Below are 25,145 nucleotides of genomic sequence, written 5' to 3'. Positions count from 1 at the left end.
GGCCCCGGGACCGGTCCGGAGCCGGAGCCCCGGGGGCCGCCGGGAACCGTACCCCGGACCGAGTCCGTACCCGCCCGCTCCCCCACTCATGCCGCACCGGCCCGTTCAGCCGGGCCGCTGTCCGCCGGGCACCAGGTCTCCCACATCCCACACCAGCACTCCGCCGACCCAGCGGCCGGGCCGTTCCAGCAGCGTCTCCAGCGCTTCCTGGAGCGGATCCTCGTTGTACTGCGGCGGCAGGACGACCACGCCCGCCCGCCAGTCCCGGAGATCGGCGCGGGCCTGTTCGCGCTGGAGCGGTCCGATGTCCGGGATCTTTCCGGAATGGCGCACATCACTCAGGAGGTTGGCGGTGTGGCGGGGTACGGCTCCGTAGATCCCGAGGTCGTCCGGGCCCCAGGGACCCATGAAGTAGCCCCCGGCAATGGGGAAGCGGAAGCCGGTCGTGGACTGCCAGTGCAGGGCGTCGGCATCCCCCGGGCTCGGCAGCGGCACGATCACCATCGACTCGCCGGGCCCCAGGTAGTCGCGGTAGGTGCCGTCGGTGACGAAGGCGGGGACGGTGTTCCGTTCCCGTACCGGATAGGGGGTGGGCACGATGGGGAGCAGCGCCGCGGCCAGGGCCGCCGCGCCCAGGATCCGTACCGCCCGGCGGGGCTGCCCGGCGAGCCGTACGGCCGCGACGGCCAGGATCATGCCGAGCACGGGCGCGCAGATCATCGCCACCCGCGACTCGATGACGGCCTCGAACAGCGGTGCCTTGCCGAGCGGTGTCCACGGGCCGGGCACGGTGTGGTCGGTCAGCGGGACCGGGATCTCCGCGCCGAGGGAGAGCAGCGCCGCGGCCCCTGCGGTCAGGGCGAGCGCGGCGACGAGGGTGCGGCGCCACCACTGGATCACGATGCCCGCGATCAGCGCGATCAGCGGCCAGCCGTAGAAGGCGTTCTGCTCGGTGCGGTTCATCGCCAGCGGGTCGGCGCGCTCGTCCGTACCGAGCAGCGAACGGCCCGCGAATTCGAGGAAGGCGCGGGGGCTGTTGTACGTCTCGGAGCCGTGCAGCACCCCCGAATAGCTCTGCGGCCCGAAGAACTGCCAGGCCAGCGGCCCGGCGACCAGCGGCAGACAGACCGCGAGCCCGATCCCGGTGCCGCGCAGCAGCGGGCGCCAGGAGCGGCGGGCGGCCTCGCGGTCCAGCAGGGCGTAGAAGAGCGCGAAGAGCAGCATGCCCATGGCGGCGAGCAGCAGCGGCTCCTCGCCGATGAAGATCTGGTACGCGGCCAGCAGGCCGAGCACGATCCCGTCGCGGACCACCCGGCGGCCCTCGCATAGCCGGAGCGCCCGGTCGATGAGGAGGGGGATCACGAACAGGACGAGGAAGTTGGGGTGGGCGTTGCCGTGGGAGATCATCGGCGGCGCGAAGGCGGCGACGGCGGCGCCGAGGGCGGCGGCCCAGCGGTGGCCGTTCCCTCCTGTTGCTCCCTGTGCCCCTGCCCGGGAACCCGCCCCGGATTCCCGGGAACCCGCCCCGGATTCCCGGGAACCCGCCCGGGATTCCCGGGAACCCGCCCGGTATCCGGACCGGGCTCTGGCCGCGGGTCCCGTGATCCGGCGGACGATCAGCCAGTACCAGGCGATGGCGGTGGCGGCGAGGCCGAAGGTGAGGACGATGGCCCAGGTGACGGTGGGGCCGAGCAGGAGGGTGACGGGGGTGAGCGGCAGGGAGAGACCGAGCATCACCGTGTTCGCCATCAGGTTCACCCCGTCGGGGGCGTTCTGGGCATGGCTGAAAAGGGGGTTGCGGAGGTTGACGACGTTGTCGGCGGTGACCGCGAAGAACCACTCCCACTGGTTCTGGTCCTGGCCGGCGTCCGCGAGATAGCCGCGGTCGAGATCGGCCCAGAGGTCTTGGTAGAGGACCAGGGACACCAGGCAGAACAGCAGCCCGATGAGGAGGTCGGTGCGGAGGTGGGTGCGGAGACGGGTACGGAGGCCGGTACGGAGGCCGGTACGGGAGTCGGTACGGAGGCCGGTACGGTCCGGCGCGGCGGCCCGCAGCCGGACGAGTTCGCCGAGGACCCGGGCGTAGTCCAGCGGCCGCACCTTGGATCCAGGCCGGTGCGACCAGCGCACGGGCGCCTCCACCACGGGCCAGTCCGAGCGGCGGAAGTGGCGGAGGATTTCGACGTCGATGGCCCAGCCGTCGAGTACGGAGGCGGCGAAGGCCGCGCGGGCACGTTCGCCGTCGAAGAGCTTGAAGCCGCACTGGGTGTCCCGCAGCCCGGGTACGGCGACGGCCTGTATCAGCAGGTTCCCGGCCCGGCCGAGCCACTCGCGGCCGCGCCACTGGTGGACGTCGATCCGGGAGTCGGGATGGGCGCGGGAGCCGATGACCGCGGACGCGTCCCGGTCGGTGAGCAGGGTGTCGAGGTGGTCCAGTTCTTCGACGGGGGTGGCCAGATCGGCGTCGGTGACGAGGACCCGGCTGCCGTACGAGGCGAGGACGCCCTGGCGCAGGGCATGGCCCTTGCCGCGGTTCTCGGGGCTGGTGACGACATGAATGCGGGGGTCGCCGGCGGCGGCTTCGCGGGCGACGGCGGCGGTGTCGTCGGTGGAGCCGTCGTCGACGACGATCAGCTCCCAGGAGCCCCAGCGGCCGGGGGCGGCGTCGAGATGGTCGCGGACGGCGTGGAGGGTGGGCAGCAGGCGTTCGGCTTCGTTGTAGGCGGGGACGACGACGCTGAGCCGGATCCCGCCGTCGGCGCTGCGCCGGCCCTGGGCGGGCAGCGTTCCACGGTCGGCGGCGGTGTCGCGGGGCCCCTCGGCGGCGGTCACCACACCGTCCCTCGCGCTGTCCCTCGCGCTGTTTTTATCGATGCCCCTCGCGCTGTCCCTCGCGCTGTCTCTTTCGATGCCTCTCGCGCTGTCGTCCCTTGTACCGTCCCTCGCGCTGTCCTTCATGACGACAACCGTTCGTCCAACCGGGCCGCCCAGCTCAGCGACAGGTCGTTGTAGGCGCACAGCACCTCGCGGGCCGCGTCGACCTCCCCCGAGACCAGCGCGTCGACCAACTCCTCGTACCCCGTGAACAGCCAGCGCCGGACCTCGGGTTCGATGCGCAGATGCGGCATCGCGAAGACCCAGATCTGCACCCGCAACTGGTGAAGAAAGTCCGAAATGTAGCGGTTGGAAACTATTGTGCCCAGCTCACGCCAGAACCGGAGGTCGTAGCCGATCAGGATGTCGAGATCCCCGCCGCGGGCGGCCCGGTCCGCCTCCTCCGCGCGCCGCCGCACCGGCGCGACGGTCGCCGCGTTGACCCGGGTACGGCCCGCGCGGCGGGCGTGCTGGACTATCCCGTCGATCACCAGCGACCGGGTCTCCACCATGTCCCGGTAGTCGTCGACGGTGAACTGGTGGACCCGGAAACCGCGGTGGTGGTCCGACTCCAGCAGCCCCTGCGCCGACAGGTCGACCAGCGCCTCCCGTACCGGCGTCGCGGAGACTCCGTACTGGTCGGCGATCTGCTTGACCGTGAACTCCTGCCCCGGCTGAAGGCGTCCGGCGAGCACCTCGTCGCGCAACGCGTCCGCGATCTGCTGCCGCAGGGTGCTGCGGGTGACCGGGGTGCCGCCGGAACCGGGCATCGTGGGCTTCTCCTTCACGGGGGTTTGCGGCAACGATAGGCCAGCCCCGGGTGAGGAAGAGGTGAGCGGGTCGTGGTGGACGATGGGTGAGGTCTTCGAACCGGCGACCGGTGACGGCGTCGTGGCTTCCGGAACCGCCGGCGGTACGAATGCCGAGGTGGCGCGGGCCGAGGAGGTCCGTACCGCCTATGCGGGGCTGCTCCAGATCCGCCGGATCAGCGGCTCCGCCCCGGCCGCCTGGGAACGCGGGCAGCCGGTCCGGGCCGTGGCCCTGACCCTGGAGGCGGCGGGGATCCCGCCGTCCGCGCTGACCCCCGCGGGCGAGCGCGCCGCCACCGGCTACCGGGTCTCGTCCGGCCCCCGCCCCGGCACCGCGCACATCGAGTGGCTGGGCCCGCCCGGCAGCGGCGCCCCGACGGAGGCGGGCGCCCGGCTGCGGGCCTGCGTGGCGGCCCTGGACGCGGCGGGCGGCTGGGACGCGCTGCTGTACCGAGGGGAGCGGGGGCGGCGGTTCGTGGAGGTGGAACCGCTCGGGTAGCAGCGTGTGCCGAAGGGGCGGTACGGAGCCGAGGGAGCGGTACGGAGCCGAGGGGGCGGCCCCCGCCCCGTACCGCTACTTCGTCGCGGTCACATACACGCTCCCCCACCGCCGCTTGGGATTCGCGAGCGCCTCGTCGAAGTCCCACGGCTCCACCGCCCCGAACCCGGCCTCGGTGAAGAGCTGCACCAGCTTCTCGTGGTCGTACGCCCACAGATGCGGGGTGTAGTGGGGATCGTCGTCCTGATCGCGGAAGACCAGGTTCACCAGGTCGAGCCGGGTGTTGATATGCGGCCGGCAGTCCCGGCGGCCGTACCAGCGCCGCATGGTCTCCGCCACCGGGTCCAGCGGCCCGTAGTAGCCGCCGAGCGCGAACGCCGCGTCCGGGACCCCCGTGACGATCCGCCCGCCCGGCGCGAGCACCCGGTGCGCCTCCGCCGCGTAGCGCTTGGCCGAGCGGGGGTAGTCGATGTGCTCCAGAAAGTGTTCGGAGAAGAGCAGCTCGACGGAGTCGTCGTACAGCGGCAGCCCTTCGCGGACGTCCCAGAGGAGATCGGCGGGCGGGGCCGCGTCGATGTTGAAGAAGCCCCCGATGCGGTGTCCGCCGCCGCCGATCTGGACCCGGGCGGGCCGGTGCGCGATCCGGCCGTCGGGCCGGGAGCGGCGTCCGGCGAGGTGGTGGCGGTGGAGTTCCAGCTCGCGGGCGGTGGCGCGGAGGGCGCGGGCGAGACCGTGGGTGGTGGCCGGGTCGGCGAGGGTGGCGGCTATCTGTTCGCCGAGGCCGTCGGCCGCGGGTGTGCCGAAGGAGCGCATGAGGGTTCTCCCGGAAGGAGTCGATACCGATGGGTGAAGGTGCCGGTGGGTGAAGGTGCCGGTGGGTGAAGGTGCCGGTATGTGGCGGTGCCGGGGCGCGCCGGGGCTCTCGGCTGCGGACGGCGCCGTGTTCTCAGGCCGCGCTGGACGCCGGAGCGGCCCACTGGTTGTTCCGCATGAGCGTGTACTTGATGTCCACCAGCCGGGGCGCGATCGTCAGCGGAAGCTGTTCGACCGGATGCACGTGCCCGGTGTCGTCCCGCTCGGCCCGCCAGACGCGGTGGCCGAGGTGGGGGTAGGCCGGATTGATGCCCACCTCCCCCTTGGGCATCGTGCCGTTGAACGGCGCGACGATGTCCATGTGGTTCCAGTAGTTCCAGGCCTGGAGCGCCTTGTACTGGTCGAAGTAGAAGTAGAAGTCCGGATAGCGGCCGAAGGTGCGCAGCTCGCGGTGGATCAGATGGCCCAGCAGCGGACCGAAGCGGGGGGTGAGGGCGTCGAACTCCCAGCGCGTGTGGTGCCAGGCGCCGGGGACCTCACCGGGCGCGATCAGCCGGGCCGCGACGAGATGGCTGATGCGTTCGACGAGGTAGTCGGCGGCGTGGCCGGGGTCGACGGTCGGGTCGATCGGGCGGAGCAGACCCGGCAGCTGCTCCGGCCCGGGGTGGAAGACGGCCAGGTCGAACTTCCCGGCCGTGCCCGGGTACGAGGCGAACAGGACGTCCTTGTAGAGCCGGTTGTTGAGTTCGCCGAGGTCGGCGAGGTGCCGGGTCTGCCGGGACGTCGAGTGGAGCATCAGATACTCCGACAGCGCCTCGAAGTAGAGGTAGCCGAGGATGGGCAGCCGCGGTACGGCGTCGACCAGCATCCGCAGAAACGGTGCCGCACCGATCCGTAACCCCTGGTGGGCGACGGCCGCCGCGGTGGCCAGAAAGACCGCGGAGTTACGGACCCGGGCGACCACCGCGTCCCGCAGCCGGTGTCGTTCGGCGGCGCTCAGCAGATACTCCAGATGCCGGTAGATCCCCAGATGGATCAGGCCGAGCCGGAGGTAGTCCACCCCGGCGAGCCCCCGGTAGGCCTGCGGGGGCAGGTCGATTTCGAAGATCAGCGGGGTGGGGGCCCGGTCGGTGACGCCGAGCCGGGCGAGTCCGGCGGGCGCCTCCTTGGTGAGGATGTACTCGGCGAGGTTGTGCATCCGGTAACCGCGATCGGTTGGGGTGAGCGGCGCGCAGTAGACGCTGCCGACGAGACAGCCGCCGGACGGGTAGAGGACGCCTTGGCGGCTGATCTGTTCCAGGGCGTGGGTGACGTGGAGGAGATGCAGCCGGCTGCTGCCGCGCAGGGCGTCGAAGAGTGCGTTCCGGCGGAGCAGATGGCCGTTGGGTGTTTCGTGCAGCCGCCGCTCCCAGGCGGCGGACCGGCGGGCGAGCGGGCCGTCCACCGGGCCGGTGAAGGGGATTCCGGCGGCGTCGAAGAAGACGTGGGCATCGGCCCACGGCCGGTAGGCGTCCAGGAGTTCCGGCCCGGCCGCCGGGTGCGGGTCCGTATGCGTCGTCTTCTTCATGGTCCTGATCGTGGAGTCGGTCATATCAGGCGATGTCCTTCTCCGCGAGCACGGACAGGACGGCGTCGGCACTGTCCGCTCCGGCGAGCCGGGCCCGTTCGGAGCCGATGACGAGATCGAAGGCGAGGGCGCGGAAGGTGTCGAAGGCGGGTTGCCGGACCCGGCGGGTGTCGGGCCACCAGGAGGCCTTCGGCAGCCGGTAGCGGTCGAGCGCGTCGGCGGCCTTGACGAGGTCGCAGACGGCGCGGTGTTCCTCGTACGGGGTGCTGTTGTACGGGCTCCGGCCGCTGTCGCCGCTTCCGGGGGCGAAGTCCTCGTACGGGACGTCGTGCAGCCGTACGGCGGTGGCGGCCCGGACGACGGCGTGCGGCGCCGGGGCCGGGAGGCCGAAGTGGGCCCACACCTCGCCGGCGCGGGCGGTCAGCCAGTGGGCCGCCCGCTCGCCGTGCCCGGGGTCGTCCCGGTCGTGGCGGCGGCGGCAGTCGTGGACCGCGGCGGCCACGACGGCGATCGCGGTATCGGCGGCGTCCAGGCCGTTCGCCTCGGCGAGGACGCCCGCGATGGCCGCGGTCCGCATGGCGTGGCGGATGCCGTGGAGGGAGTCGGCGAGCCGGGGTTCCGCGGTCCAGTGCGGGGGCGTCGCCGACCGCCGTATCAGGGCCCGGGTCGCGGGTCGCGGCACCGGGTGGGACGACGGGCCGGGGCGGGGCCGGTGGGCGGCCATCCAGTCGAGCGTGGGCCGGTCCGGGTACTGGTGCGGGGGCAGTTGTCCGCGGGCGGCGAGGGCGACGAGGCTGTCGGGCGGTGAGGCGGGTGCCCCGGCGGGCGTACCCTCCCGGAGGCCCGGTGAGGCGGGTGCCCCGGCGGGCGTACCCTCGCGGTGGTCGTACGCGGTCGTGGGGTCGGTCGTCAGGTGCCTGCGGGCCACCGCTCGCTCTCCTTGCGCTCCTGCTCCCGGGCCTCGAAGGCGGCGGTGAACTCGGCCAGTTCTGCTTCGGTCATCAGCTCGACGCCCAGTCCGGCGGCCACGCCCGTGATGCGCTCCACCGCCGCGGTACGGGCGGCCTCCGGCGCGTCGTCTTCGAGCAGGACCTCGAACTCGGCGTGATGCCCCCACGCTTCGCTCCACTTGACCGCGATCTCGACGCCGTCGTAGCGGAAGTTGTGGCGCCGGGTGAAGGCCTCGTGCCGTGCGGCGGCGAAGCCGAGGCCGTCGAGCAGGCGTACGGCGGTGTCCACGTCCGCCGGGGCGATGGCGAACTCGGTCTCCGTGAAGGCGGGGCCACGGCCGATCCGGCTGTCCTTCAGGCTCACCTTCGCGGTGCGGACGGACACGTTCTCGGTGACCTTCAGCAGCCGGTCGGGGAGTACGTAGAAGTGGATGCGCTTGTCGTCGGGGCCCAGATCCTCGCCGTCGCGCCGCAGCCGGCCGACGAGCCGGTCATGGGCGTGGGGGCTGAAGCGGGCGCGCATTTCGATCTCGACGGGCACGGTGTGATCGCCTCCTCGTTGGGGCATGACGGGCCACCGGGCCGGCTCGGGGGTGGTGCGGGGTCCGGAGCCGGTCCGGCAGGCGCCAATGGGGTGGTGCGGCGGGTGTGCGTCGGGCGGGGCGGGGCTGTGTCGTACGGGTCGTACGCGGGGTCAGTCCGGGTCGCCGAAGCGGGCCCGGACCACGCCCTCGTGCAGAAGACCGGGAAGCGGTACGCCGCCGACCGCGGTCCGGCGGGTGGCGATCTGCTCCTCGGTCTCCTCCGGGAAGCCGTCCAGCAGCCTCAGGCACTGACGTACCCATGTCCGGGACGCGGCCCAGTCGCCCTGCTCGCGGTGGAGCACGGCCAGGGCGTAGGCGGTCTCGGCCGCGGCCCACCGGTCGGCAGGCAGTTCGCGCCGGAAGACGGCCTCCAGCCCGGCGGTGGAGGCCGGACGGTTTCTCTGGTCGCTCATGGTCCCTCTCGGACGTCAGCGGGGGTGTTCACCGATGCGGCTCAACGCTCCGGCGCCCCGGGGGTGACGGCCGGAGGCGACCGGTCAGTACGTGTAGATCTCCGCCAGCGTCCGGTAGTCGTGCAGCTCCTCCTTCCCGAACCAGAGGGCGACCTCCTGCTCCGCCTCCGCCCTGTTGCCGGAGGCGTGCACGAGATTGGCCACGGCCTTTCCGGAGGCGATGCTGGCGGCCGAGCTGTAGTGCGAGAAGTCGCCGCGGATGGTGCCCGCGGGCGCCTCGTTCGGGTAAGTGCTTCCGACGAGCTTCCGTACGGTGGCGATCGCGTCGAACCCTTCGAGGGCCAGGGCGATCACCGGCCCCTGCCGCATAAAGGCATCGGTCAGCCGGTAGACCTCGGGGCCGAGCCGTTCCTCCAGGTCGAAGTAGTGGCGACGGGTGAACTCCTCGTCCATCCAGACCATCTTGGTGCCCACGATCTTCAATGCGGCGTCCTCGAATCGCGCGAAGATGCGTCCCGCGACTCCGCGTGCGAGTGCGTCGGGCTTGAGCAGAACGAGTGTGCGCTCGACGGAATGTTCCCGATCCTGGGGCATGGGTGTCCCTTCGATTTCCAGCACCTTGCGGATGACGGCCGGAGGACGACCGTCCGGTATCGAGGCTACCGGCGGAACCTCACCCGAACTGTCGACCGAGTCAACACCCGTTCGCGCGATATCCCATGATCGAAGCAGTGGAATACCGGAGCGAACGGGGAGCCCGTTCCGGCCACTGTGCACCGGACGGGCCACCGTCCATGGGTACTCCTTTAAACTCTTTACCGTTACTGGCGTTACAGGCCGCCAGGCGTTCTTGTTCGCTTTGGGGAAGATCTTCCGGAGGGTTTCCAGGACGGGCATCCCACACGATCACCCGTCCCGCTGACCGCCATTCTTCCCGATACGCCTCCGGCCCCACCATGCAGCGCCGGTGCAGCCGTAGTGCACCTTCAGTGCGGATGTTCCCGCAGCGGGAACACCCAGGGGGCGGAGGGGGCGGCGATGGATGTGATCGACGTCTGGAACGGCCGGTACGCCTGTCTCTTACAGGCGTCACTGAGGCTCACGAATGAGCAGTTCGCCGCGCAATTGGGCATCGGCGTGCGGACGGTGGCCTCTTGGCATTCGGATCCCCATGTGGTACCCCGCCGGGAAATGCAGCAGCTTCTCGACACGGTTCACGAGAAGGCCGTATCGACTGTGCGGCAGCGGTTTGCCCTGCTGATCTCCCGGGAACGTGGCAGCCATGTGCCGGGCCCTTCCGGGGCGCAGGCGCTGCGGGTGGCGATCGCGGTGGTCATTCGCGATCAGGAGGTACTGCTGGTCTGCCGGAGGGACACGGATGCGAGTGGTATCACCTGGCAATTCCCGGCGGGTGTCGTCAAACCCGGAGCACGTCCGGAGACGGCGACGGTACGGGAAACACTCGACGAGACGGGAGTGCACTGCGCGGTCCGCCGACGGCTCGGCGACCGGCTGCATCCCGTGACGAGCGTGCTCTGTGAATACTTCCTCTGTGAATATCTGGCGGGCGAGGCCACGAACTCCGACGCCGACGAAAACGTCGACGTCATGTGGGTGCCGATCATTTCAGTGCCCCGGTTCATTCCCGCCCATACGATCTTCCCACCCGTTCTTGCCGTCCTGGAGGAACCGAAATGACGCAACAGGAGCCCGATATCCGACCGGGCATCGCGGCGGCGGTCATCGTCCACCAGGGCCGGGTCCTGATGGTCAGGCGCCGCCGAAGTGAGGGTTCGCTGTCCTGGCAGTTCCCGGCCGGCGAGATCGAACCGGGCGAATCCCCCACGGAGGCGACCCTCCGCGAGGCCCGCGAGGAGACGGGCCTCGACGTCTCCGCACTCCACCCCCTGGGCGAACGCGTCCACCCGGCGACGGGCCGCCTGATGACCTACACGGCCTGCGGCGTCCTGGGCGGCACGGAACGCGTGGGCGACCCGGAGGACCTGGCGGAGCTGGCGTGGGTCGGCCTGAAGGAGATCCCGGAGTACGTCCCGTACGGCCTCTTCGAGCCGGTGCAGAGGTATTTGGAGGAGGAGCTGGGGGACGGGTAGCCGTTCCTGGTGGGGCGGCAGTCAGGAGCCGATGAGCCTGCTGTCGAAGCCGGCGCGCAGGAGTCGCTCGTACGCATCATGGACATCTCCCGGTACCTCCTGCTCGACGGCGAAGCCGAGTGCCGGGTACTCGATGACCCGTTGCAGATCGCCCACGAGCATGTCGACGACGAGCTTCTCGTCCCCGATGGACTTGATGTAGTCGTCGAACTCCAGCGGCTCGGAGGCGCAGACGACCTCGGCCTCCGGCCAGAGCTTGCGGCATGTGGCGTAGGACCGGCGCTCCATGTACGGCTTGGAAATCAGGAGCAGCGACTCGACCTCCACACCGGCCTTGCACAACACCTCGCGGGACAGGGCGATGTTCTGGCCGGTGTTCCCGGCCCTGGGCTCCAGCAGGATCGCCGCGTCGGGAACACCCAGGTCGAGAGCGTGCTCCCGGTAGTGCACTGCCTCACCGCGCGGGAAACGGGCCGCCGTGGTCGGGCTGTTTCCGCCGCTGAAGACGACGACGGGGAAGAGGCCGGCGCGGTAGAGGCCGGCGGTGGCGGTGGCGACACCGAGGTCATGGCTGCCCAGGCCGATGGCCGCCGAGCAGGGCCGGACCTCGTGGCCCATCAGGTGATAGCGCCAGATCAGCACGGCGTCGTTCCACTGCTCGTCGGTGATGGTGCGCTCTGCGCGGTCCGGCACGGGGACTCCCTCGGTCATGGCTGCCTTCGCCTCGACACGAGGGCCCGCGGGTCGTCGTAGGACCGCCGGATCCCCTCGATACTGCGGAACTGGTGGCTCAGGCCGTGTTGGGATGCCATGCACGCCGCGTTGTCGAGGACGGTCAGCCCATCATCACGGGTGGCCGGGTCGGACAGAAGGATGTGCGAAAACGCGGTGTCCAGCCTGACGCGCTGCATGGGGGAGTCGACGGATCCAGTCGAGCGGGCGGTGTCGATGTAGTGCAGGGCCTGGCCGAGGTCGCCCACCCCACGATGGGCGAGGGCGAGCTTCTGGTGGGCGACCGACCAGTCCTCGGGCTCTCCCAGCTCCTCAAAGTCCCTGATAGCGGATTGCATGACCTGGGTGGCGTACTTGTTGTCGCCGCGTTTGCTGAGGGCCGTTCCCACCCAGAGACGGGCGCGGGCCCGGTCTCGGTGGCTGAGGCGCTCGTCCGTGGCCAACTGCTCGTACTGGCGGGCCGAGGCTTCAAGCTGTCCGGCCATTTCCGTAACCACGGCGAGGGAGAGCTCAACCTGAGCCGTACGACGGGGGATGGCCAGGTCAAGGAACAGGCTGTGCGCGCGCAGGTACGACTGGCGTGCCGAGAGCGGACCGAAGATGGCACCCTGGTCGCGTTGTAAGTCTCCCAAGAGGACGAGAGAACGGCCGTAGAGATAGACATCCTTGTCGTCGAGGACGCGCGGATCGTGACGGCTGAGCCATCGGTTCAGCAGCTCCGAGGCGAAGGCGAACCGCTGGTGACTAAGACAAACAATGGCACGGTCGAGATCCTCTGCCCATGCCTCGTGGTCGACGGAAGGGATACTCCGCCGACCGTGCAACGCCTCCTCGAAGCGCGCGTGCGAAGCCTCGTCGGCGCGAGCGAGAGCCGTGTCGAGGATGGCCTGCGTGTCTGGGCGCGGGTGGGTGTCTGCTCCGTGCTTCTCCCATTTGGCCACAGTACGCAGCGCCACGCCCAGATGCTCCGCGAAGGCACGGGTGCTCATCCGGAGTGCCGAGCGCAGAGCTTTGGCCTCTCGGCCGGTCCACTGCTGCACACTGACCACGGGCTGCCTCCCTCCGTCGCGTATCGAAGCACGCCGGGCGTACCTGAGGGGCTGGAAGTGCAACGAAAGTGCAACAGAAGGTCATTTCGAGGCCGCGCGGTTGCCGGGACGCTCAGTGCATGGAACAACGCATCACGGAGCATCGTGAGGCCGGTGAGGTCCATGCCCATGGGTACCTGCGCCATACGACGGGCTCTTCGGCCCGCCGCACCGCACTGATCGACCTCGTCCGGTCAGCGGCCCGGGGTTTCGGGCAGGGCAGTCACGAAGGTGCCGAGCCCGACCTCGCCCCGCAGGATCCCCTCCTGCTTCAGGTGAAGGAACGCCTTCTGCACGGTCGACGTGGCCACTCCGAACTCGGCAGACAGTTCGACGACGGGTGGCACTCGGCTTCCGACCGGATAGGTATCGCTCGCGATCCGGTCGGTGATGATCTCGGCGATCTGTCTCCAGATGGGCCGGGTGCGATCAAGTTCGTGCTTCATGTACTTGACGCTAGGTAACCGCAGCAGACCGCGCGACCGCGGTCGACTGCCATTAACTGCGGTTAACCGCGGTGAACTGCGGTATATATAGACAATGCGAGACCCCCGCAGCCGTGCAGGGCTCGGGGGTCTGGCCGACTGAAACGGAGTCGACGCATGCATCGTACTGACGACCGGACCGGGCTGAGCAGTCCCGGCCCCGGGGTGACGCTGGACCCGGCCGCTCCGGTGGAAGCCTGGCCGCCGTGCGAGTGCGGCCGGCCGGTATGCCCGGACCCGATTCGCACCGAAACACCCCCCGGGCCGGCGGTGGAGGTGCCTGCGCCTTCCACGATCGCCGCCTCCGTCGCACGCCCCGAACCGGTGTACCGGCAGCGGCCCCGGTAACGGGAACGATCATGGCCAATAGTCCGGGCTCCGTGCCCGGTTCAATGTCGGAGTACTGCGTCTACTGCGACCGGCCGGTCGAGCGGTCCGAGGAGAACCTCGTGATGCTCGGGTTCTCCGCGTCCGGCGCGCGGCCCTCCCTGTATGCGCACCCCGAGTGCCCCCGCCCCCGCAGAGTTCGCGCGAGGCGCTGAAGGCTCCCGTACGCGCCGCAGCCCCAAATGCCCCGCGTACGGGACACCGGTCCCGGCCTCGCAGACGACCCCCGGCACGGGGCCGGGACCACCCAAGCCACGTAGACACAAACGCCCCGAGAGACCGGTGCAACGGTCCGTCGGGGCTCAACCGACCAGCTTGCAGAGGAGCTGATCCGTCGTATGCGGAACCCTATCGTCACGGCCCTCGCCCGTCTCTGGGCTTTCCTCGACCGGCGCCCGAATCGGACCGTGGTCGTCCTGGTGGCCGCACCGGCTCGCCCGGATCCGTGGACCCGGCCCTGGACCAGCCCCACCAAGGAACAGGCCCAGGCCATCCTCCGGGACCAGGCCAACACCCCGCGCCCACCCCGGCGGCGGCTGGTCATCGCGCCGTACGGGATCCGGCTCGCTCAGCCCGTCGCCGTACGCGCCTCCCGGCCCGGACCTGCCTGGACGTGGGTCGGGTGACCCTCGAAGGACTCCTCGTCCGAGCCCCGGAGACCGTCACCGCCCACTGCTGCATCTGCGGGCGGAACACGGCCGCGCCCGTCGAGGTGCACCCCGGGCAGATCACCTGCCCCGATCACATCACCGACGCCCTCAGCCCACTCGGAGACCGGACATGATCCTCAGCCTGGACTTACCGCGCAGCCCCACCGACGTCACTCACTGCGAGGCCTGCTGGCGCGAGCCCGTCACCACCGCGCGCATCACCCCCGAAGGACGCGACCTCCTCTGCACGCCGTGCGCGCTCGCCGACAACCCTCCCAGGGTCGTGCTCTTCCCGCCTCTGGGGATCTACCGGCTTACCGAGCGCCGGCTCGACATGGGCAAACACGGAAAGCCCAAGCCTCAACTCCCACCGGACCCCGGGCCCCATCCGCCCAAGCCCACTCCCAAGTCCCCACCCGGCACGCCACCGGTCTGAGCGAAGTACCCGGGGCCGCACTGTCCATCCGGAGGGGACCCACACATGTTCAGGCAACGGGTCGGACGGGTACCTCTGCCAGCCTTTGTACACAGCGCAAACATCACAGTGCGGGAGCCAACAGGTCCCGCAACGCGATATGTCGTCGAACCTCGGGGAAAAAGACACCTGACGTTGTGCGCTGGATCGAGGAGTCCCGCCGATGGACCTGAAGTGGTACACGCACGCAGATGCCCGGGACGTGCGCTCGTTGCTTCTGGACCTGCACGATGAGGTGTACAAGGGCGATCCCGACCCGTTCCACTCTCGCGAGAGATTCTCGTACTTCGTCGAACTGTGGTCCGGACGTCCGGACTGGCGGTGTGTCTCGGGATGGGAGAGCGGCATTCCGGCCGGGTACGCGTACGGCTCCGCGTTCAAACCCGGAGGCTGGTGGAAGGGGTCGGTTCGGCCCCCGGAGCGTGCGCGGCCGGATCTTCGCGCTGTCCGAACTCATGGTGGTCCCCCAGTGGCAGGGCACCGGACGGGCACAGCAGATTCACGATGCGCTGATCCAGTCGGCCGACGCCGACTTCGCAACGCTCCTCGTCGACTCCGCCCACCTCAAGGTGCAGGCACTGTACGAGAAGTGGGGTTACGTAAAGTATGACGAGGCACAACCCTCCGAGGACTCTCCCGTGTACGCGGTGATGGTGCTCAGGCTGCGGGCTGCCACCCCGAGGTCCATACCCGTCCAGCCCTCTAACACTGGATGACGAGTCGGGCCTCGCCGAAGCGCCGGGCGGTCAGGTCCTCCGGGCGGATCAGCCAGTACAGGGTGCCCTCGTCGCCCCACACCATGTCCGCTTCTCTGTCGCTGTCGAACTGGGCGAGGACCAACCAGCGTCCGGCTTCCTCGTCCAGGAGTGCGTCACCCCAGGGGCGTTCGACACCGGTCTCCGCGTTCGCGACCTCGTACTCCACCGGGCCCTGGACGGGTACGGCGTGGCCGCCGATCCGGTGGCCGGCTCGGTCGTTCAACCGCATCAAAGCACGGCGGAACGAACGGATCCCGGCGGGGGTCTCACGCAGTTCGGGCCACGGTCTGCGGTCTCCGAGCAGGGCTTCCCGGACCTGAGGCAGCCAGAGGTCAGGGGCACTCGGCTCCGGGGCCGCGGTCAGGTCCAGTCGCGGGTAGGGATTCAGCCCCTCCGGTGCCTCCGCCGGGGAGACCGGCGTGCCTTCCGGGACGTACAGCACCTGGGCCCCGGGCCGCGACTCGGGGTCGTAGACGGAGACAAAGGCCCCTTCGCCGTCGGTGTCGGCCCAGCCGTCGTAGCAGAAGAAGAACAGGGTCCCGTCGTACGGGAACTCCTCGGCCAGCCCCTCGTGCGGCAGCTCCGCGCACCGCACCGACGCGACGAAGGACAGCGGTCCGTGCCCCTGCCACTCGGGCCAGCCGACCCCGGCGGGCAGTTCCGGTACACCGCCGAGGGCGGCGGCGGTTCGCTCGCCCCGGGCGGACCGGCGCAGACGTATGCACGGTCGCAGCAGTGCGATCCACCGCTCGGCGAGATCAGCGGGCAGATGTTCGGCGGCGAGCCGGGAGAGCCGTTCGTCGGTCATGGCGCCCATGCTCCCCGCTGCCACTGACATCCACCCGTGGCGCCGGAGCGCGGGGACACGATAGATCTGACCATTTACCCCAATCGGAGGCGGTAGGTCCGATCCCTCGGAAATGCGGGGTGGCAGCGTAGATGATCTTGGGCGAGGTGCCCTTCCACCCGGGGCCGCATTCCGGCCCCGGGCGCCTTCCCCCAGATCACGGAGGATTCATGCGACACCCTGTCTCCCGCCCGCGTATGCGCGCACTGGCCGTCGGGCTCGCGCTGGCGGCGTCCGTACTGGTGCCCTCCGGGTCCGTCGGGGCGGCCGACCAGTACGAGTGGGCCGCGCTCGGCGACTCGTACACCGCCGGCGGCTTCGTCGGAGACCCGCAGCCCCCGCTGGGTGACCCCTCACGTGACGGCTGCGACCGCACCACCAACGCCTACCCCGACGTCGTCGACCGCGAGCTGGCCGAGTTCCCGCCCGGCAAGCCCGTCAACCTGACCAACGTCAGCTGCGGCAATGCCACCATCGCCGATATCGCCAACGAGAAGCAGAAGCCGATCAGCCCGGTCGAGCCTCCCGCGGACGGCTGGCCCGCGGTGGACCCGCAGATCCAGCGGGCCCGGCTCGGCGACGGGACCGACGTCGTCACCGTCGGCGTCGGCGGCAACAGCCTGCCCTTCGGCGGCATTCTCCTCAAGTGCCTGGAACAGGGCGCGGTGGGCAAGAACTGTCGCGATTTCTACACCAACCCGCCCGAGGGCGAGGAGAGCATCCAGGACAAGCTCGCCCGCGTCCAGGACGAGTACATCGAGATGCTGGCCAAGGTGCACCAGGCCGCACCCAACGCCAAGGTGATCACGGTCGGCTACCCGGCCGTCCTGCCGGAGACGGGCAGCGAATGCAACCGCCTCTCCCTCACCGAGCTGGGTCCGATCAACCACGCGGACATCGACTGGCTGCGTGAAGACGTCCTCAAGCCGCTGAACAGCACCATCAAGCGCGTCACGGACTTCTTCGGCGACCGGTACACCGACGTCTACTCCTCCAGCATCGGGCACGACGCCTGCCAGCCCGCGGACACCAAGTGGGTCGAGGGGCTCTGCGGCACCGCCGCGGACTACTGGCCCAAGAGCCTTCCCGGCACGCTGCTGAACTGCGGTCTCATCGGCAAGCGCGTCACCCTGGTCCACCCCAACGCCGCCGGCTACGCCAACACCGCGGCCCACGTCGAACGCGCCATCCGCATCGCCCTCCTCGAACGCTGACCCACCGGAGCCCCGGGTGACCACGCGAAAGGCGCGGCCCCGGGGCTCCGGCCCGGATGCTGAAAGGGGTCGTCACCCAGGCCCCCGCCGGACATCCGGCTGGTCAGGTGGGTGAGACGGGCTAAGGCAGTTGCTGTCCGCCGGATCCGGTCACCCGGACCGGGTCAGCCGAGCTTCTTGAGCTGGGCGTCGATGACGTCCTTCGACGGCGCGGGCTCGCCACTGAACGTCAGGCTGTGGGAGTTCAAGATCTCCGTGCCCTTGCGGACCACGACGAGCCGGCTCTTCATCGGCTCGCCATCGAGTTCCATCGTGACGGTGTAAGCCAAGGCTTCGTCGCCGCCGGTGTAGGAGCCGGGGGCGACCTTGGTGTACTTGGTCTTGTCGGCCGCCACCGTGCTGGTGAAGCCCGAGGCGCAGGACTCCGCCGACTTCTTCAGTTCGGCCATGGCCTTCCCGGCGGCCTCGCCGTCCGGGTACGAACCCAGCGAGAGCTGGTTCACCGTCACGTTGTTGATGGCCTGGATCGCTGCTTCGGTCTTCTCGTCGATGGTGCCGGTCGCCTTCTCGGGGGTACCCGGCGAGTGCGCCACCTGGCGCGCGGCGAAGGCGACCTCGGGGCCGGGGGCTCCGACGGCGAGGGCCTCGTTCAGCGTCGCGCACTCCTTCTTGTCGGCGGTGGCGGCCTTCGCATCCTTCAGCTCCGCGGGAGTCGGAGTATCCACCTCGTACCCCTTGAGGTCCGTCTTGGCGAACATCAGCTTTTCCAGCTCGGCCTGCGACTTGGCCGGAGCCGACTGCTTCACCTCCTCCTTTCCGCCCTTCTCCCCCTTGGTGTCCTTGTTGCTGTCGTCACCACCGCAGGCGGCGAGCAGCAGGGCGAGGGAGACGGCGGACGCGGCAACGGCACCACGACGGACAATGGCGGTCTGCATGAAAGGGCTTCCTTGAGGAATGGCTGGGCATGAGTTGCGGTACAGGGCCGGGACGGACGAGCCGCCACGGGACCTGCTGTTACTGCTGAGTGGAGCGGAGCGGAGTTCCCCCGACCCGACCGGTTCGCGGACGACCGTCGAGGCCTCGGGCAGCTCCGGATTTCGAGCGGTGCGGCCGTACGATGCCGCCGGTGTCCGCGCGTCGGCACGCGGCGAACCCGCTCACGGGCGCGAGGCGCCCTCTCGTGGTGGCCGTCAAAGAGTGGATGCGACCAGACGGCTCAGGAACGGAAGCACGCTCCGCAGATCGTCACCGTCGACGGCGACAGTGGCCGTCTCGGGCGCTCCCGCGGAAGCGTTGAACGCCACACTCAACCCGACGGGAGCGAACAGCGGTAAGTCGGAGCGGCTGTCCCCGACAGCTCCGCAAGAGCGGGGATCCGGCCCCACTCGTGTGGCGACGAGGGTGCCGTCGACATCGAAGAACACCGCGCTCGCATGATCGGATGAGGACACCGGGCAAGGATGCCACCACCACGCAAACGGCGGATCAGGGCACCCCCGGGGAGAACCCGGTACGCGCCCTGATCCGCCGGTGGGAACCGGTCCCGCCGCGGCCCCACCGAGGGGGCGGAAGGAAGGGGTACGGCGGTTGTTGCCCGCCGTACCCGCCGACCCGGACCGGGTCAGCCCAGCTTCTTGAGCTGGGCTTCGATAATGTCCAGCGGCTGTGCGGCCTTGCCGCTCAAGCTGACGGAGTGTGCGGAGACGATCTCCGTGCCCTTGCGGACCACGACGACCTCGCTCTCTACCGGGCCCTCGCCCGTCTCCGCCGTGACGGTGTACGCGAGGGCCTCGTCGCCGCCCTTGTAGGAGCCGGGGGCGATCTTGGTGAACTTGGTCTTCTCGGTGGTCACCGTGTTGGTGAAGCCCGAGGCGCAGGATTCCGCGGACTTCTTGAGGTCGGCCATGGCCTTCCCGGCGGCGTCGGCGTCCGCGTACGAGCCGAGGGTGAGCAGGTTGATGGACGCGCTCTTGAGTGCCTCCAGCGCGGCCTGGGCCTTCTCGTCCTCGGTGCCGGACGTCGGCTTCTCTCCCGGCATCCGCGACGTCTGCCGGGCCGCGAGGGCGCCCTCGGTGCCGGGGGCGCCGATGACGAGGACCTCGTTCAGGGGCGCGCACTCGTTCTTGTCGACCGTGGCGGTCTTCGCGTCCTTCAGCTCGGCGGGCAGCGGGGTCTTCACGCTGTGGCCCTTGAGATCCGTCTGCGCGACGATCAGCTTGTCCAGCTCGGCCTGCGACTTGGCCGGAGCCGACTGCTTCGTCCCCTCACCACCCGCCTTGTCCCCCTTGGAGTCCTTCGTCCCGTCCTCCCCGCCGCAGGCGGCGAGCAGCAGGGCGAGAGAGACGGCGGACGCGGCAACGGCACCACGGCGGACAATGGCGGTCTGCATGAAAAGGCTTCCTTGAGGAATGGGCGGGACATGACAGGCGTTACAGGGTTGCGGCGGCCGGCGGGCCGCCGCGGGACATACTGCTACTGCTTCGTATACCGGAGCGGAGTTTTATCCGATCCGACCAGTTCGCGGACGATCGTCGAGCCGCCGGGCATCTCCAGCCTGCTCCACGCACCCGGCCCGCACCACTTCGCTTCCCCCGATTCGACTCTGCTGGGGCCGAGTTCGAGCGGAGTGCCCGCGGATTTCAGCGTGGCCGACCAGACGCACTCGTACTCGGGCGCTGTCTCAACCAGTCTCATGACCTTCTCGCCGGACGTACCGCCTTCGATGGTCATCGTGTGCACGCGCTCCCCCTGCGCAGACGTGGATGTCGCACGCCACGTGCCAATATATGGCTCCGGCACGCTGTTTCCGTTATCTCGCGTGATATCACCGGGTTTCAGCTGCCCGTCTCCCTCCGGCGCAGGGGAGTTCCGGCCGGTGGCAACCGGTGTTGTCTCCCGGCCCGAGACCTTCGCGCCGTCGTCGCCGTCGTCCGCCAGGAAATTCGTGTAGACGAGTCCGGCCACCACGGGGACGGCGACCAGCAGGACGAACGCGAGGGCCAGATAGGTTCCGATCCGGCGGCGCCGGGGAGCGGGGGGCTGCGCCGCGGTCGTGAGCACCACCGGTGCCGGTGGTGCCGGTGGGGCCGGCGCCACCGCCGTGGCCGGGGCGGGTGCCCCGTGGCGGCCGTACGCAGGCGGCTGCGGCAGCGAGACCCGCGGCTGCGGACCCGTGCTGTGCTCGACCTCCAGCAACCGGACCGCGTGCCGACCCAGTTGTGCCACCAGCGCCCCCGGCAGCCAGGGTTCGCCGTCCGACTCCGCCGCCGGTCCCGCCGTCCGGGCGAGGAGTTCGTCCGGCGACGGCCGCCGCACCGGGTCCTTGTGCAGACAGTCCCGTACCAGCTCCACGAGACCGGCCGGGAGCCCGCCGAGGTCCGGCTCCTCCTCCGCGATCCGGAACATGACGGCGTGACTGTTCTCCGTACCGCCGAACGGCAGCCGTCCGGTCGCCGCGAACATCAGGATCGAGCCGACGCAGAACACGTCGCTCGCGGCCGTCACCCGCAGGCCCCGCACCTGCTCGGGCGCCATGAAACCGGGCGAACCGACCACCGCCCCGGTACGGGTGATACCCGCGTCCGCCGCCTCCAGCGCCCGCGCGATGCCGAAGTCGATGACCCGCGGGCCGTCGATGGTGACCAGGATGTTCGACGGCTTCAGATCGCGGTGGATCAGACCCGCGCCGTGGATGGAGCGCAGGGCGTTCGCCAGACCGGCGCCCAGAATGCGCACCGAACGCTCCGGCAGCGGGCCGTGCCCCTTGGCAACCACGTCGCTCAGCGACGGGCCCGCGACATAGCCGGTGGCCACCCATGGCACGGCCGCCTCGGTGTCCGCGTCCAGAACGGGCGCGGTCCACTCGCCGCCGACCCGGCGGGCCGCGTTCACCTCCAGCCGGAAGCGCTCCCGGAAGGACTCCTGGGCGGCGAGTTCGGCCCGGACGAGCTTGACCGCGACCGTACGGCCCCGGTCGCTGCGGGCCAGATACACCTGGCCCATACCGCCCGCGCCGAGACGGGCGAGCAGCCGGTACGAGCCAATCCGGCGCGGATCCCCAGGCGCCAGCATCTCCATCGTTCCCCCTGGCCCCGTCATCCCCGTCGCTGGATTCCATGAGGATAGGCCGCGCCCGGCACAGGCCGTGCCCCGCCCCTGACCACCCGCCGGGAGCGGTTGCGGACCGCGGCCGGGGCGGGGGTTGCGCCGACCGGCGTCACGGGCGTGCGCCGGGGTTCACCCGAAGGCGGGAAGATCGCCGGTCGCCCTTTCCCGGTGATCTCGCGCGGCCGAAGACTGGGCGGGCCGGGGCACTGCCCCGGCCCCCTCCTGTCGCCTCCAGCGCGACGCCCGAAACTCTCGAAAGGTGCTCCCATGTTTGTGCGTGCGGGGAAGAAGACCCTGGCGGCCGCGGTGATCGCGGGCGCGGCGGCGACCGGACTGCTCGGCGCGCCCGGCGCCCAGGCCGCCGCGGCCGCGACCCTCTACACGGCCGAATCGTTCGCGGGCCTCTGCCTCGAACTCCGGGCCGCCGACAAGTTGCTGGTCCAGTCGGACTGTACGGGCGCTGCCGACCAGCAGTTCGAGTTCAAGTCGGTCGGCGGGGGCGCGTACGAGATCCGGGAACTGGGCACCAACCAGTGCCTCGACGTCAAGGAAGCCAGCACCGCGGCCGACGCGCCGGTCATCGGCTACGAGTGCGGCGGACAGCCGAACCAGCGGTTCCGTGTGGTGCCGGGCGGCGAGGGCTATGCCATCGAGACGTTCGCCGGGAAGTGCCTGGATGTGAAGGGCGGGAGTGAGGCGGCGGGGGCGCCGATCGTGCAGACGGAGTGCGAGCTGGCGAAGGAGAGCCAGACGTTCGCCATCGAACGTCTTCAGCCGTAGGGCCTCGGGGCCCGGGGAAGGGGTGCGGGAAGCGCCGTTGGTGGTGGTGGCGGATGCGCGGCCGAACGCGGGCCGTCTGCGGGCGGCTGGTCGCGCAGCCTCCCCCTACGCCTGGCGGCGTGGGAGGTGCCCCCACCCCTACGCCTGGCGGCGTAGGAAGTACCCCCACCCCTACGCCTGGCGGCGTAGGAAGTACCCCCACCCCTAGGCCTGGCGGCGTGGGTGGGGGTGCCTCCGGGCGAAGCCCAGGGGGAGTGCCCCCAGCGCCCCTTCCCGCCCGTACCGCCCCTGTCAGGTGTCCGGTGATTCCGCCGTTGCCATGGCCTCCGACAGGCGTTCCAGGACCTCGGCCGTTTCCGCGAAGGCCTCCGGGCCCAGCGTTTCCGCCAGATGGGACGCCAGGGTCGCGTGGCCCGGGCCCAGACGGCCCAGGGCGGCCCGGCCCTCGGCGGTGGCCGAGAGGAGTTTGGCGCGGCGGTGGGCCGGGTTGGGGCGGTAGACCGCCAGACCCTGGTCGACCAGGAGGTCCGCCGTCCGCTGGACGCTCTGGCGGGTCAGGCCCATTGCGCGGGCCAGCGCCGAGACCGGCTGCGGGACCCGGGCCACCGCGCCCAGCACCTGCCACGAGGCCGCCGTCAGCCCGCCCGCCTTCGCGATCCGCTCCGAGACCGCGATGAAGTGGCCGTTGAGCCGGAACACCCCGAGCGCGGTACGCGTCAGCAGCGCCTGCTGTTCCAGCCGCCGCCGGCGCTCGTCCGGGGTCTCCGCCGCATCGCCGGGGCCGCTCACGCCGGCTCGCCTTCCAGGACCGCGTACGCCGAGGGGTCGGAGTCGTGGAAGAGCCGGTACCAGGCGTCGAGCTGCTCGCCCTCGTAGACCCCGAGCCGGGCCAGGATCTCCCGGGCGAACGCGACGGGCTCGGTCGGACCGGCCGTGATCAGATCGCCGTCCGTGACCGCGTCCGCTTCCCGGTAATGCTCCCCGCCCCCGTAGCCGGTCGCCGCAAGATAGAAGGAGACCGCGCTCGTGTGGTCCCGGTCGTCCAGCAGCCCCTCGCGGGCGAGCCCGGCCGTGGCTCCGCAGATCGCGGCGACCGGCACGCCCGCGCCGAGGAACTCCCGCGCCTTGGCGGCGAACGGCGCGAGAGCGTCGCCCGCGTCCCAGGCTCCCGCGCCCGCCAGGATCAGCAGCGCGCTGTCGGCCGGGGCGAGATCGGCGAGGGCGAGATCGGGCCGGACCCTCAGGCCGCCCATGGTGGTGACGGTATCGGTGGTGGGGCCCACCGTGCGCACGGTCCAGCCGTGCCGGGCGAGGACGGCGGCGGCATGGCCCGTCTCCCAGTCCGCCCAGGTGTCGTAGACCGCGAGGTGAACGATGCGGTCGGTGCCACCGGTCCGGTCGGTGCCCTTGCCGTTGCTCTGCTGCTCCCTGGCCGCTGTCATGACAGAAAGCTGTCATGATGACAGCATGCTGTCAATCAATTGATGGACAACCCCGTCGGAGCGACAGAACGCCGCAGCTCAGGGGCGCATCGCAGACAACGTGCCGCTGCCGGGGAGGGGCAGTCCCTCCTTACGCTGACGCGCATGACCCCTCGAACCACCGCCTCCTCCCCGACCGACGGCACCCAGGACGACACCCTCGCGGCCGTGTCCCGGGCCGCCGGTGCCGCCGTGAAGGCCGCCGACCGGGCGCACGTCTTCCACTCCTGGTCCGCCCAGGGCCTGATCGACCCCCTCGCCGTCGCCGGTGCCGAGGGCTCGTACTTCTGGGACTACGACGGCCGCCGCTATCTCGACTTCACCAGCGGCCTCGTCTACACCAACATCGGCTACCAGCACCCGAAGGTCGTCGCCGCGATCCAGGAGCAGGCCGCGAAGCTCGTCACCTTCGCCCCCGCCTTCGCGGTCGAACCGCGCTCCGAGGCGGCCCGGCTGATCGCCGAGCGCACCCCCGGCGACCTCGACAAGATCTTCTTCACCAACGGCGGTGCGGAGGCGGTCGAGAACGCCGTACGGATGGCCCGGCTGCACACCGGCCGCCCCAAGGTCCTCGCCGCCTACCGCTCGTACCACGGCGGCACCCACACCACGGTCAACATCACCGGCGATCCGCGCCGCTGGGCGTCCGACACCGGCACCGCCGGGGTCGTCCACTTCTGGACGCCGTTCCTCTACCGCTCCCCGTTCCACGCCGTGACCGAGGCCGAGGAGTGCGCCCGCGCGCTGAAGCATCTGGAGGACACGATCGCCTTCGAGGGGCCGGGCACGATCGCCGCGATCGTCCTGGAGACCATCCCCGGCACGGCCGGGATCATGGTTCCACCGCCCGGCTATCTCGCGGGCGTCCGCGAACTCTGCGACCGGCACGGCATCGTCTTCGTCCTCGACGAGGTGATGACCGGCTTCGGACGGACGGGCAAGTGGTTCGCGGCCGAACACTTCGGCGTCGTACCCGATCTGCTGACCTTCGCCAAGGGCGTCAACTCGGGTTATGTACCCCTCGGCGGGGTCGCGATCTCCGCGGAGATCGCCGCCACGTTCGACAAGCGCCCCTACCCCGGCGGGCTCACCTACTCCGGCCATCCGCTGGCCTGCGCCGCCGCCGTCGCCACGATCCGGGTGATGGAGGAGGAAGGCGTCGTCGAGCACGCGGCCGCGATCGGCGAGACCGTCATCGGACCGGGCCTGCGCGAACTGGCCGAACGGCATCCGAGCGTCGGCGAGGTCCGCGGTACGGGCGTGTTCTGGGCACTCGACCTCGTACGGAACAAGGAGACCCGGGAGCCCCTGGTGCCGTACAACCCGAGTCCGGCCGACAACGTGGCCATGGCGGGCTTCGCCGCGGGCTGCAAGGCGAACGGGCTCTGGCCGTTCGTCAACATGAACCGCACGCATGTGGTGCCGCCGTGCACCATCACTCCGGCCGAGGCCAAGGAGGGTCTGGAGGCGCTGGACGCAGCGCTTTCGGCGGCCGACGCCTACGCCGACTGACGGTCCGCG

General features: G+C 70.5%; 27 protein-coding genes. 9 read left to right on the top strand and 18 right to left on the bottom strand.

Annotated features, from left to right (window positions below; genetic code table 11):
• Window positions 1-105: 105 nt before the first annotated feature.
• Entirely contained in the window at window positions 106-2,784 is a 2,679-nt protein-coding gene (locus tag ACIQ9E_RS09625; RefSeq protein ID WP_403705211.1) for a glycosyltransferase, read from the bottom strand.
• Between the two features lie 170 nt (window positions 2,785-2,954).
• Window positions 2,955-3,644 (bottom strand): GntR family transcriptional regulator, encoded by a 690-nt coding sequence (locus ACIQ9E_RS09620; RefSeq protein ID WP_403705208.1) that lies wholly within the window; start codon window positions 3,642-3,644, stop codon window positions 2,955-2,957.
• A gap of 82 nt (window positions 3,645-3,726) precedes the next feature.
• On the opposite strand from ACIQ9E_RS09620, the gene ACIQ9E_RS09615 reads away from it, so the two are divergent.
• Window positions 3,727-4,182 (top strand): hypothetical protein, encoded by a 456-nt coding sequence (locus tag ACIQ9E_RS09615; protein ID WP_403705205.1) that lies wholly within the window; start codon window positions 3,727-3,729, stop codon window positions 4,180-4,182.
• A gap of 75 nt (window positions 4,183-4,257) precedes the next feature.
• Here the strand turns inward: ACIQ9E_RS09615 and ACIQ9E_RS09610 are convergent, their stop codons facing one another.
• The 6 genes from ACIQ9E_RS09610 to ACIQ9E_RS09585 all read right to left on the bottom strand — a co-directional run bounded on the left by ACIQ9E_RS09610 (window position 4,258) and on the right by ACIQ9E_RS09585 (window position 9,103).
• A complete protein-coding gene (locus ACIQ9E_RS09610; RefSeq protein WP_403704582.1) occupies window positions 4,258-4,995 on the bottom strand; it encodes a class I SAM-dependent methyltransferase in 738 nt (245 codons plus the stop codon).
• A 133-nt stretch (window positions 4,996-5,128) separates the two neighbouring features.
• The gene (locus tag ACIQ9E_RS09605) at window positions 5,129-6,562 is read right to left on the bottom strand and encodes a hypothetical protein (RefSeq protein WP_403705202.1); all 1,434 of its coding nucleotides are present in this window, start codon (window positions 6,560-6,562) and stop codon (window positions 5,129-5,131) included.
• A 25-nt stretch (window positions 6,563-6,587) separates the two neighbouring features.
• Window positions 6,588-7,490 (bottom strand): hypothetical protein, encoded by a 903-nt coding sequence (locus tag ACIQ9E_RS09600; protein WP_403704580.1) that lies wholly within the window; start codon window positions 7,488-7,490, stop codon window positions 6,588-6,590.
• A complete protein-coding gene (locus ACIQ9E_RS09595) occupies window positions 7,472-8,053 on the bottom strand; it encodes a hypothetical protein (protein ID WP_403705200.1) in 582 nt (193 codons plus the stop codon). Before ACIQ9E_RS09595 ends, ACIQ9E_RS09600 begins: the two co-directional genes overlap by 19 nt.
• A 153-nt stretch (window positions 8,054-8,206) precedes the next feature.
• A complete protein-coding gene (locus ACIQ9E_RS09590) occupies window positions 8,207-8,509 on the bottom strand; it encodes a hypothetical protein (protein WP_403704577.1) in 303 nt (100 codons plus the stop codon).
• A gap of 84 nt (window positions 8,510-8,593) precedes the next feature.
• Window positions 8,594-9,103, bottom strand: coding sequence for a nucleoside-diphosphate kinase (locus ACIQ9E_RS09585; RefSeq protein WP_403704575.1), 510 nt, complete (start codon window positions 9,101-9,103; stop codon window positions 8,594-8,596).
• Window positions 9,104-9,547: 444 nt separating this feature from the next.
• Between ACIQ9E_RS09585 and ACIQ9E_RS09580 the strand changes: the two genes are divergently transcribed.
• Window positions 9,548-10,207 carry an NUDIX hydrolase gene (locus ACIQ9E_RS09580; RefSeq protein WP_403704572.1) on the top strand — a complete coding sequence of 220 codons (660 nt, stop codon included), beginning with the start codon at window positions 9,548-9,550 and terminating at the stop codon, window positions 10,205-10,207.
• Complete coding sequence (locus tag ACIQ9E_RS09575) at window positions 10,204-10,620, top strand: NUDIX hydrolase (RefSeq protein WP_403704569.1); 417 nt, start codon at window positions 10,204-10,206, stop codon at window positions 10,618-10,620. Before ACIQ9E_RS09580 ends, ACIQ9E_RS09575 begins: the two co-directional genes overlap by 4 nt.
• Before the next feature lie 21 nt (window positions 10,621-10,641).
• Here the strand turns inward: ACIQ9E_RS09575 and ACIQ9E_RS09570 are convergent, their stop codons facing one another.
• The 3 genes from ACIQ9E_RS09570 to ACIQ9E_RS09560 form a co-directional block, all read right to left on the bottom strand.
• Window positions 10,642-11,331 (bottom strand): YdcF family protein, encoded by a 690-nt coding sequence (locus ACIQ9E_RS09570; RefSeq protein ID WP_403704566.1) that lies wholly within the window; start codon window positions 11,329-11,331, stop codon window positions 10,642-10,644.
• Window positions 11,328-12,401, bottom strand: a complete 1,074-nt coding sequence (locus tag ACIQ9E_RS09565; protein WP_403704563.1) for a helix-turn-helix domain-containing protein — start codon at window positions 12,399-12,401, stop codon at window positions 11,328-11,330. Before ACIQ9E_RS09565 ends, ACIQ9E_RS09570 begins: the two co-directional genes overlap by 4 nt.
• 233 nt (window positions 12,402-12,634) lie before the next feature.
• A complete protein-coding gene (locus ACIQ9E_RS09560; RefSeq protein ID WP_403704560.1) occupies window positions 12,635-12,886 on the bottom strand; it encodes a GntR family transcriptional regulator in 252 nt (83 codons plus the stop codon).
• A 764-nt stretch (window positions 12,887-13,650) separates the two neighbouring features.
• Here ACIQ9E_RS09560 and ACIQ9E_RS09555 point away from each other — a divergent pair.
• The 3 genes from ACIQ9E_RS09555 to ACIQ9E_RS09545 all read left to right on the top strand — a co-directional run bounded on the left by ACIQ9E_RS09555 (window position 13,651) and on the right by ACIQ9E_RS09545 (window position 15,153).
• Entirely contained in the window at window positions 13,651-13,938 is a 288-nt protein-coding gene (locus tag ACIQ9E_RS09555) for a hypothetical protein (RefSeq protein ID WP_403704557.1), read from the top strand.
• Entirely contained in the window at window positions 13,935-14,096 is a 162-nt protein-coding gene (locus tag ACIQ9E_RS09550) for a hypothetical protein (RefSeq protein WP_403704555.1), read from the top strand. Before ACIQ9E_RS09555 ends, ACIQ9E_RS09550 begins: the two co-directional genes overlap by 4 nt.
• 763 nt (window positions 14,097-14,859) lie before the next feature.
• Window positions 14,860-15,153, top strand: a complete 294-nt coding sequence (locus tag ACIQ9E_RS09545; RefSeq protein ID WP_403704552.1) for a GNAT family N-acetyltransferase — start codon at window positions 14,860-14,862, stop codon at window positions 15,151-15,153.
• Here the strand turns inward: ACIQ9E_RS09545 and ACIQ9E_RS09540 are convergent.
• Window positions 15,140-16,003: a YwqG family protein gene (locus ACIQ9E_RS09540; protein WP_403704549.1), complete on the bottom strand. Its 864-nt coding sequence runs from the start codon at window positions 16,001-16,003 to the stop codon at window positions 15,140-15,142. The two genes, ACIQ9E_RS09545 and ACIQ9E_RS09540, sit on opposite strands and share 14 nt — an antisense overlap.
• A gap of 209 nt (window positions 16,004-16,212) precedes the next feature.
• Between ACIQ9E_RS09540 and ACIQ9E_RS09535 the strand changes: the two genes are divergently transcribed.
• Window positions 16,213-17,256 carry an SGNH/GDSL hydrolase family protein gene (locus ACIQ9E_RS09535; RefSeq protein WP_403704546.1) on the top strand — a complete coding sequence of 348 codons (1,044 nt, stop codon included), beginning with the start codon at window positions 16,213-16,215 and terminating at the stop codon, window positions 17,254-17,256.
• Between the two features lie 164 nt (window positions 17,257-17,420).
• Here the strand turns inward: ACIQ9E_RS09535 and ACIQ9E_RS09530 are convergent, their stop codons facing one another.
• From ACIQ9E_RS09530 to ACIQ9E_RS09515, 4 genes are all read right to left on the bottom strand, one after another.
• Entirely contained in the window at window positions 17,421-18,191 is a 771-nt protein-coding gene (locus ACIQ9E_RS09530; protein ID WP_403704543.1) for a hypothetical protein, read from the bottom strand.
• A gap of 255 nt (window positions 18,192-18,446) precedes the next feature.
• Window positions 18,447-18,707: a hypothetical protein gene (locus ACIQ9E_RS09525; RefSeq protein ID WP_403704541.1), complete on the bottom strand. Its 261-nt coding sequence runs from the start codon at window positions 18,705-18,707 to the stop codon at window positions 18,447-18,449.
• Window positions 18,708-18,877: 170 nt separating this feature from the next.
• Window positions 18,878-19,645 carry a sensor domain-containing protein gene (locus ACIQ9E_RS09520; protein WP_403704538.1) on the bottom strand — a complete coding sequence of 256 codons (768 nt, stop codon included), beginning with the start codon at window positions 19,643-19,645 and terminating at the stop codon, window positions 18,878-18,880.
• Window positions 19,646-19,728: 83 nt separating this feature from the next.
• On the bottom strand, window positions 19,729-21,333 hold the full coding sequence (locus ACIQ9E_RS09515; protein WP_403704535.1) for a serine/threonine-protein kinase: 1,605 nt from the start codon (window positions 21,331-21,333) through the stop codon (window positions 19,729-19,731).
• Between the two features lie 297 nt (window positions 21,334-21,630).
• Between ACIQ9E_RS09515 and ACIQ9E_RS09510 the strand changes: the two genes are divergently transcribed.
• Window positions 21,631-22,143, top strand: a complete 513-nt coding sequence (locus tag ACIQ9E_RS09510) for an RICIN domain-containing protein (RefSeq protein ID WP_403704532.1) — start codon at window positions 21,631-21,633, stop codon at window positions 22,141-22,143.
• Between the two features lie 291 nt (window positions 22,144-22,434).
• Here the strand turns inward: ACIQ9E_RS09510 and ACIQ9E_RS09505 are convergent, their stop codons facing one another.
• Window positions 22,435-22,932 carry a MarR family winged helix-turn-helix transcriptional regulator gene (locus tag ACIQ9E_RS09505; protein ID WP_403704530.1) on the bottom strand — a complete coding sequence of 166 codons (498 nt, stop codon included), beginning with the start codon at window positions 22,930-22,932 and terminating at the stop codon, window positions 22,435-22,437.
• Window positions 22,929-23,585: a type 1 glutamine amidotransferase family protein gene (locus ACIQ9E_RS09500; protein ID WP_403704527.1), complete on the bottom strand. Its 657-nt coding sequence runs from the start codon at window positions 23,583-23,585 to the stop codon at window positions 22,929-22,931. Before ACIQ9E_RS09500 ends, ACIQ9E_RS09505 begins: the two co-directional genes overlap by 4 nt.
• Window positions 23,586-23,729: 144 nt before the next feature.
• On the opposite strand from ACIQ9E_RS09500, the gene ACIQ9E_RS09495 reads away from it, so the two are divergent.
• On the top strand, window positions 23,730-25,136 hold the full coding sequence (locus tag ACIQ9E_RS09495; protein WP_403704524.1) for an aspartate aminotransferase family protein: 1,407 nt from the start codon (window positions 23,730-23,732) through the stop codon (window positions 25,134-25,136).
• Window positions 25,137-25,145: the final 9 nt, after the last annotated feature.

Source organism: Streptomyces sp. NPDC094448 (assembly GCF_044763775.1).
Taxonomy (GTDB): domain Bacteria; phylum Actinomycetota; class Actinomycetes; order Streptomycetales; family Streptomycetaceae; genus Streptomyces.
This window is presented reverse-complemented; position numbering and strand designations above follow the sequence as displayed.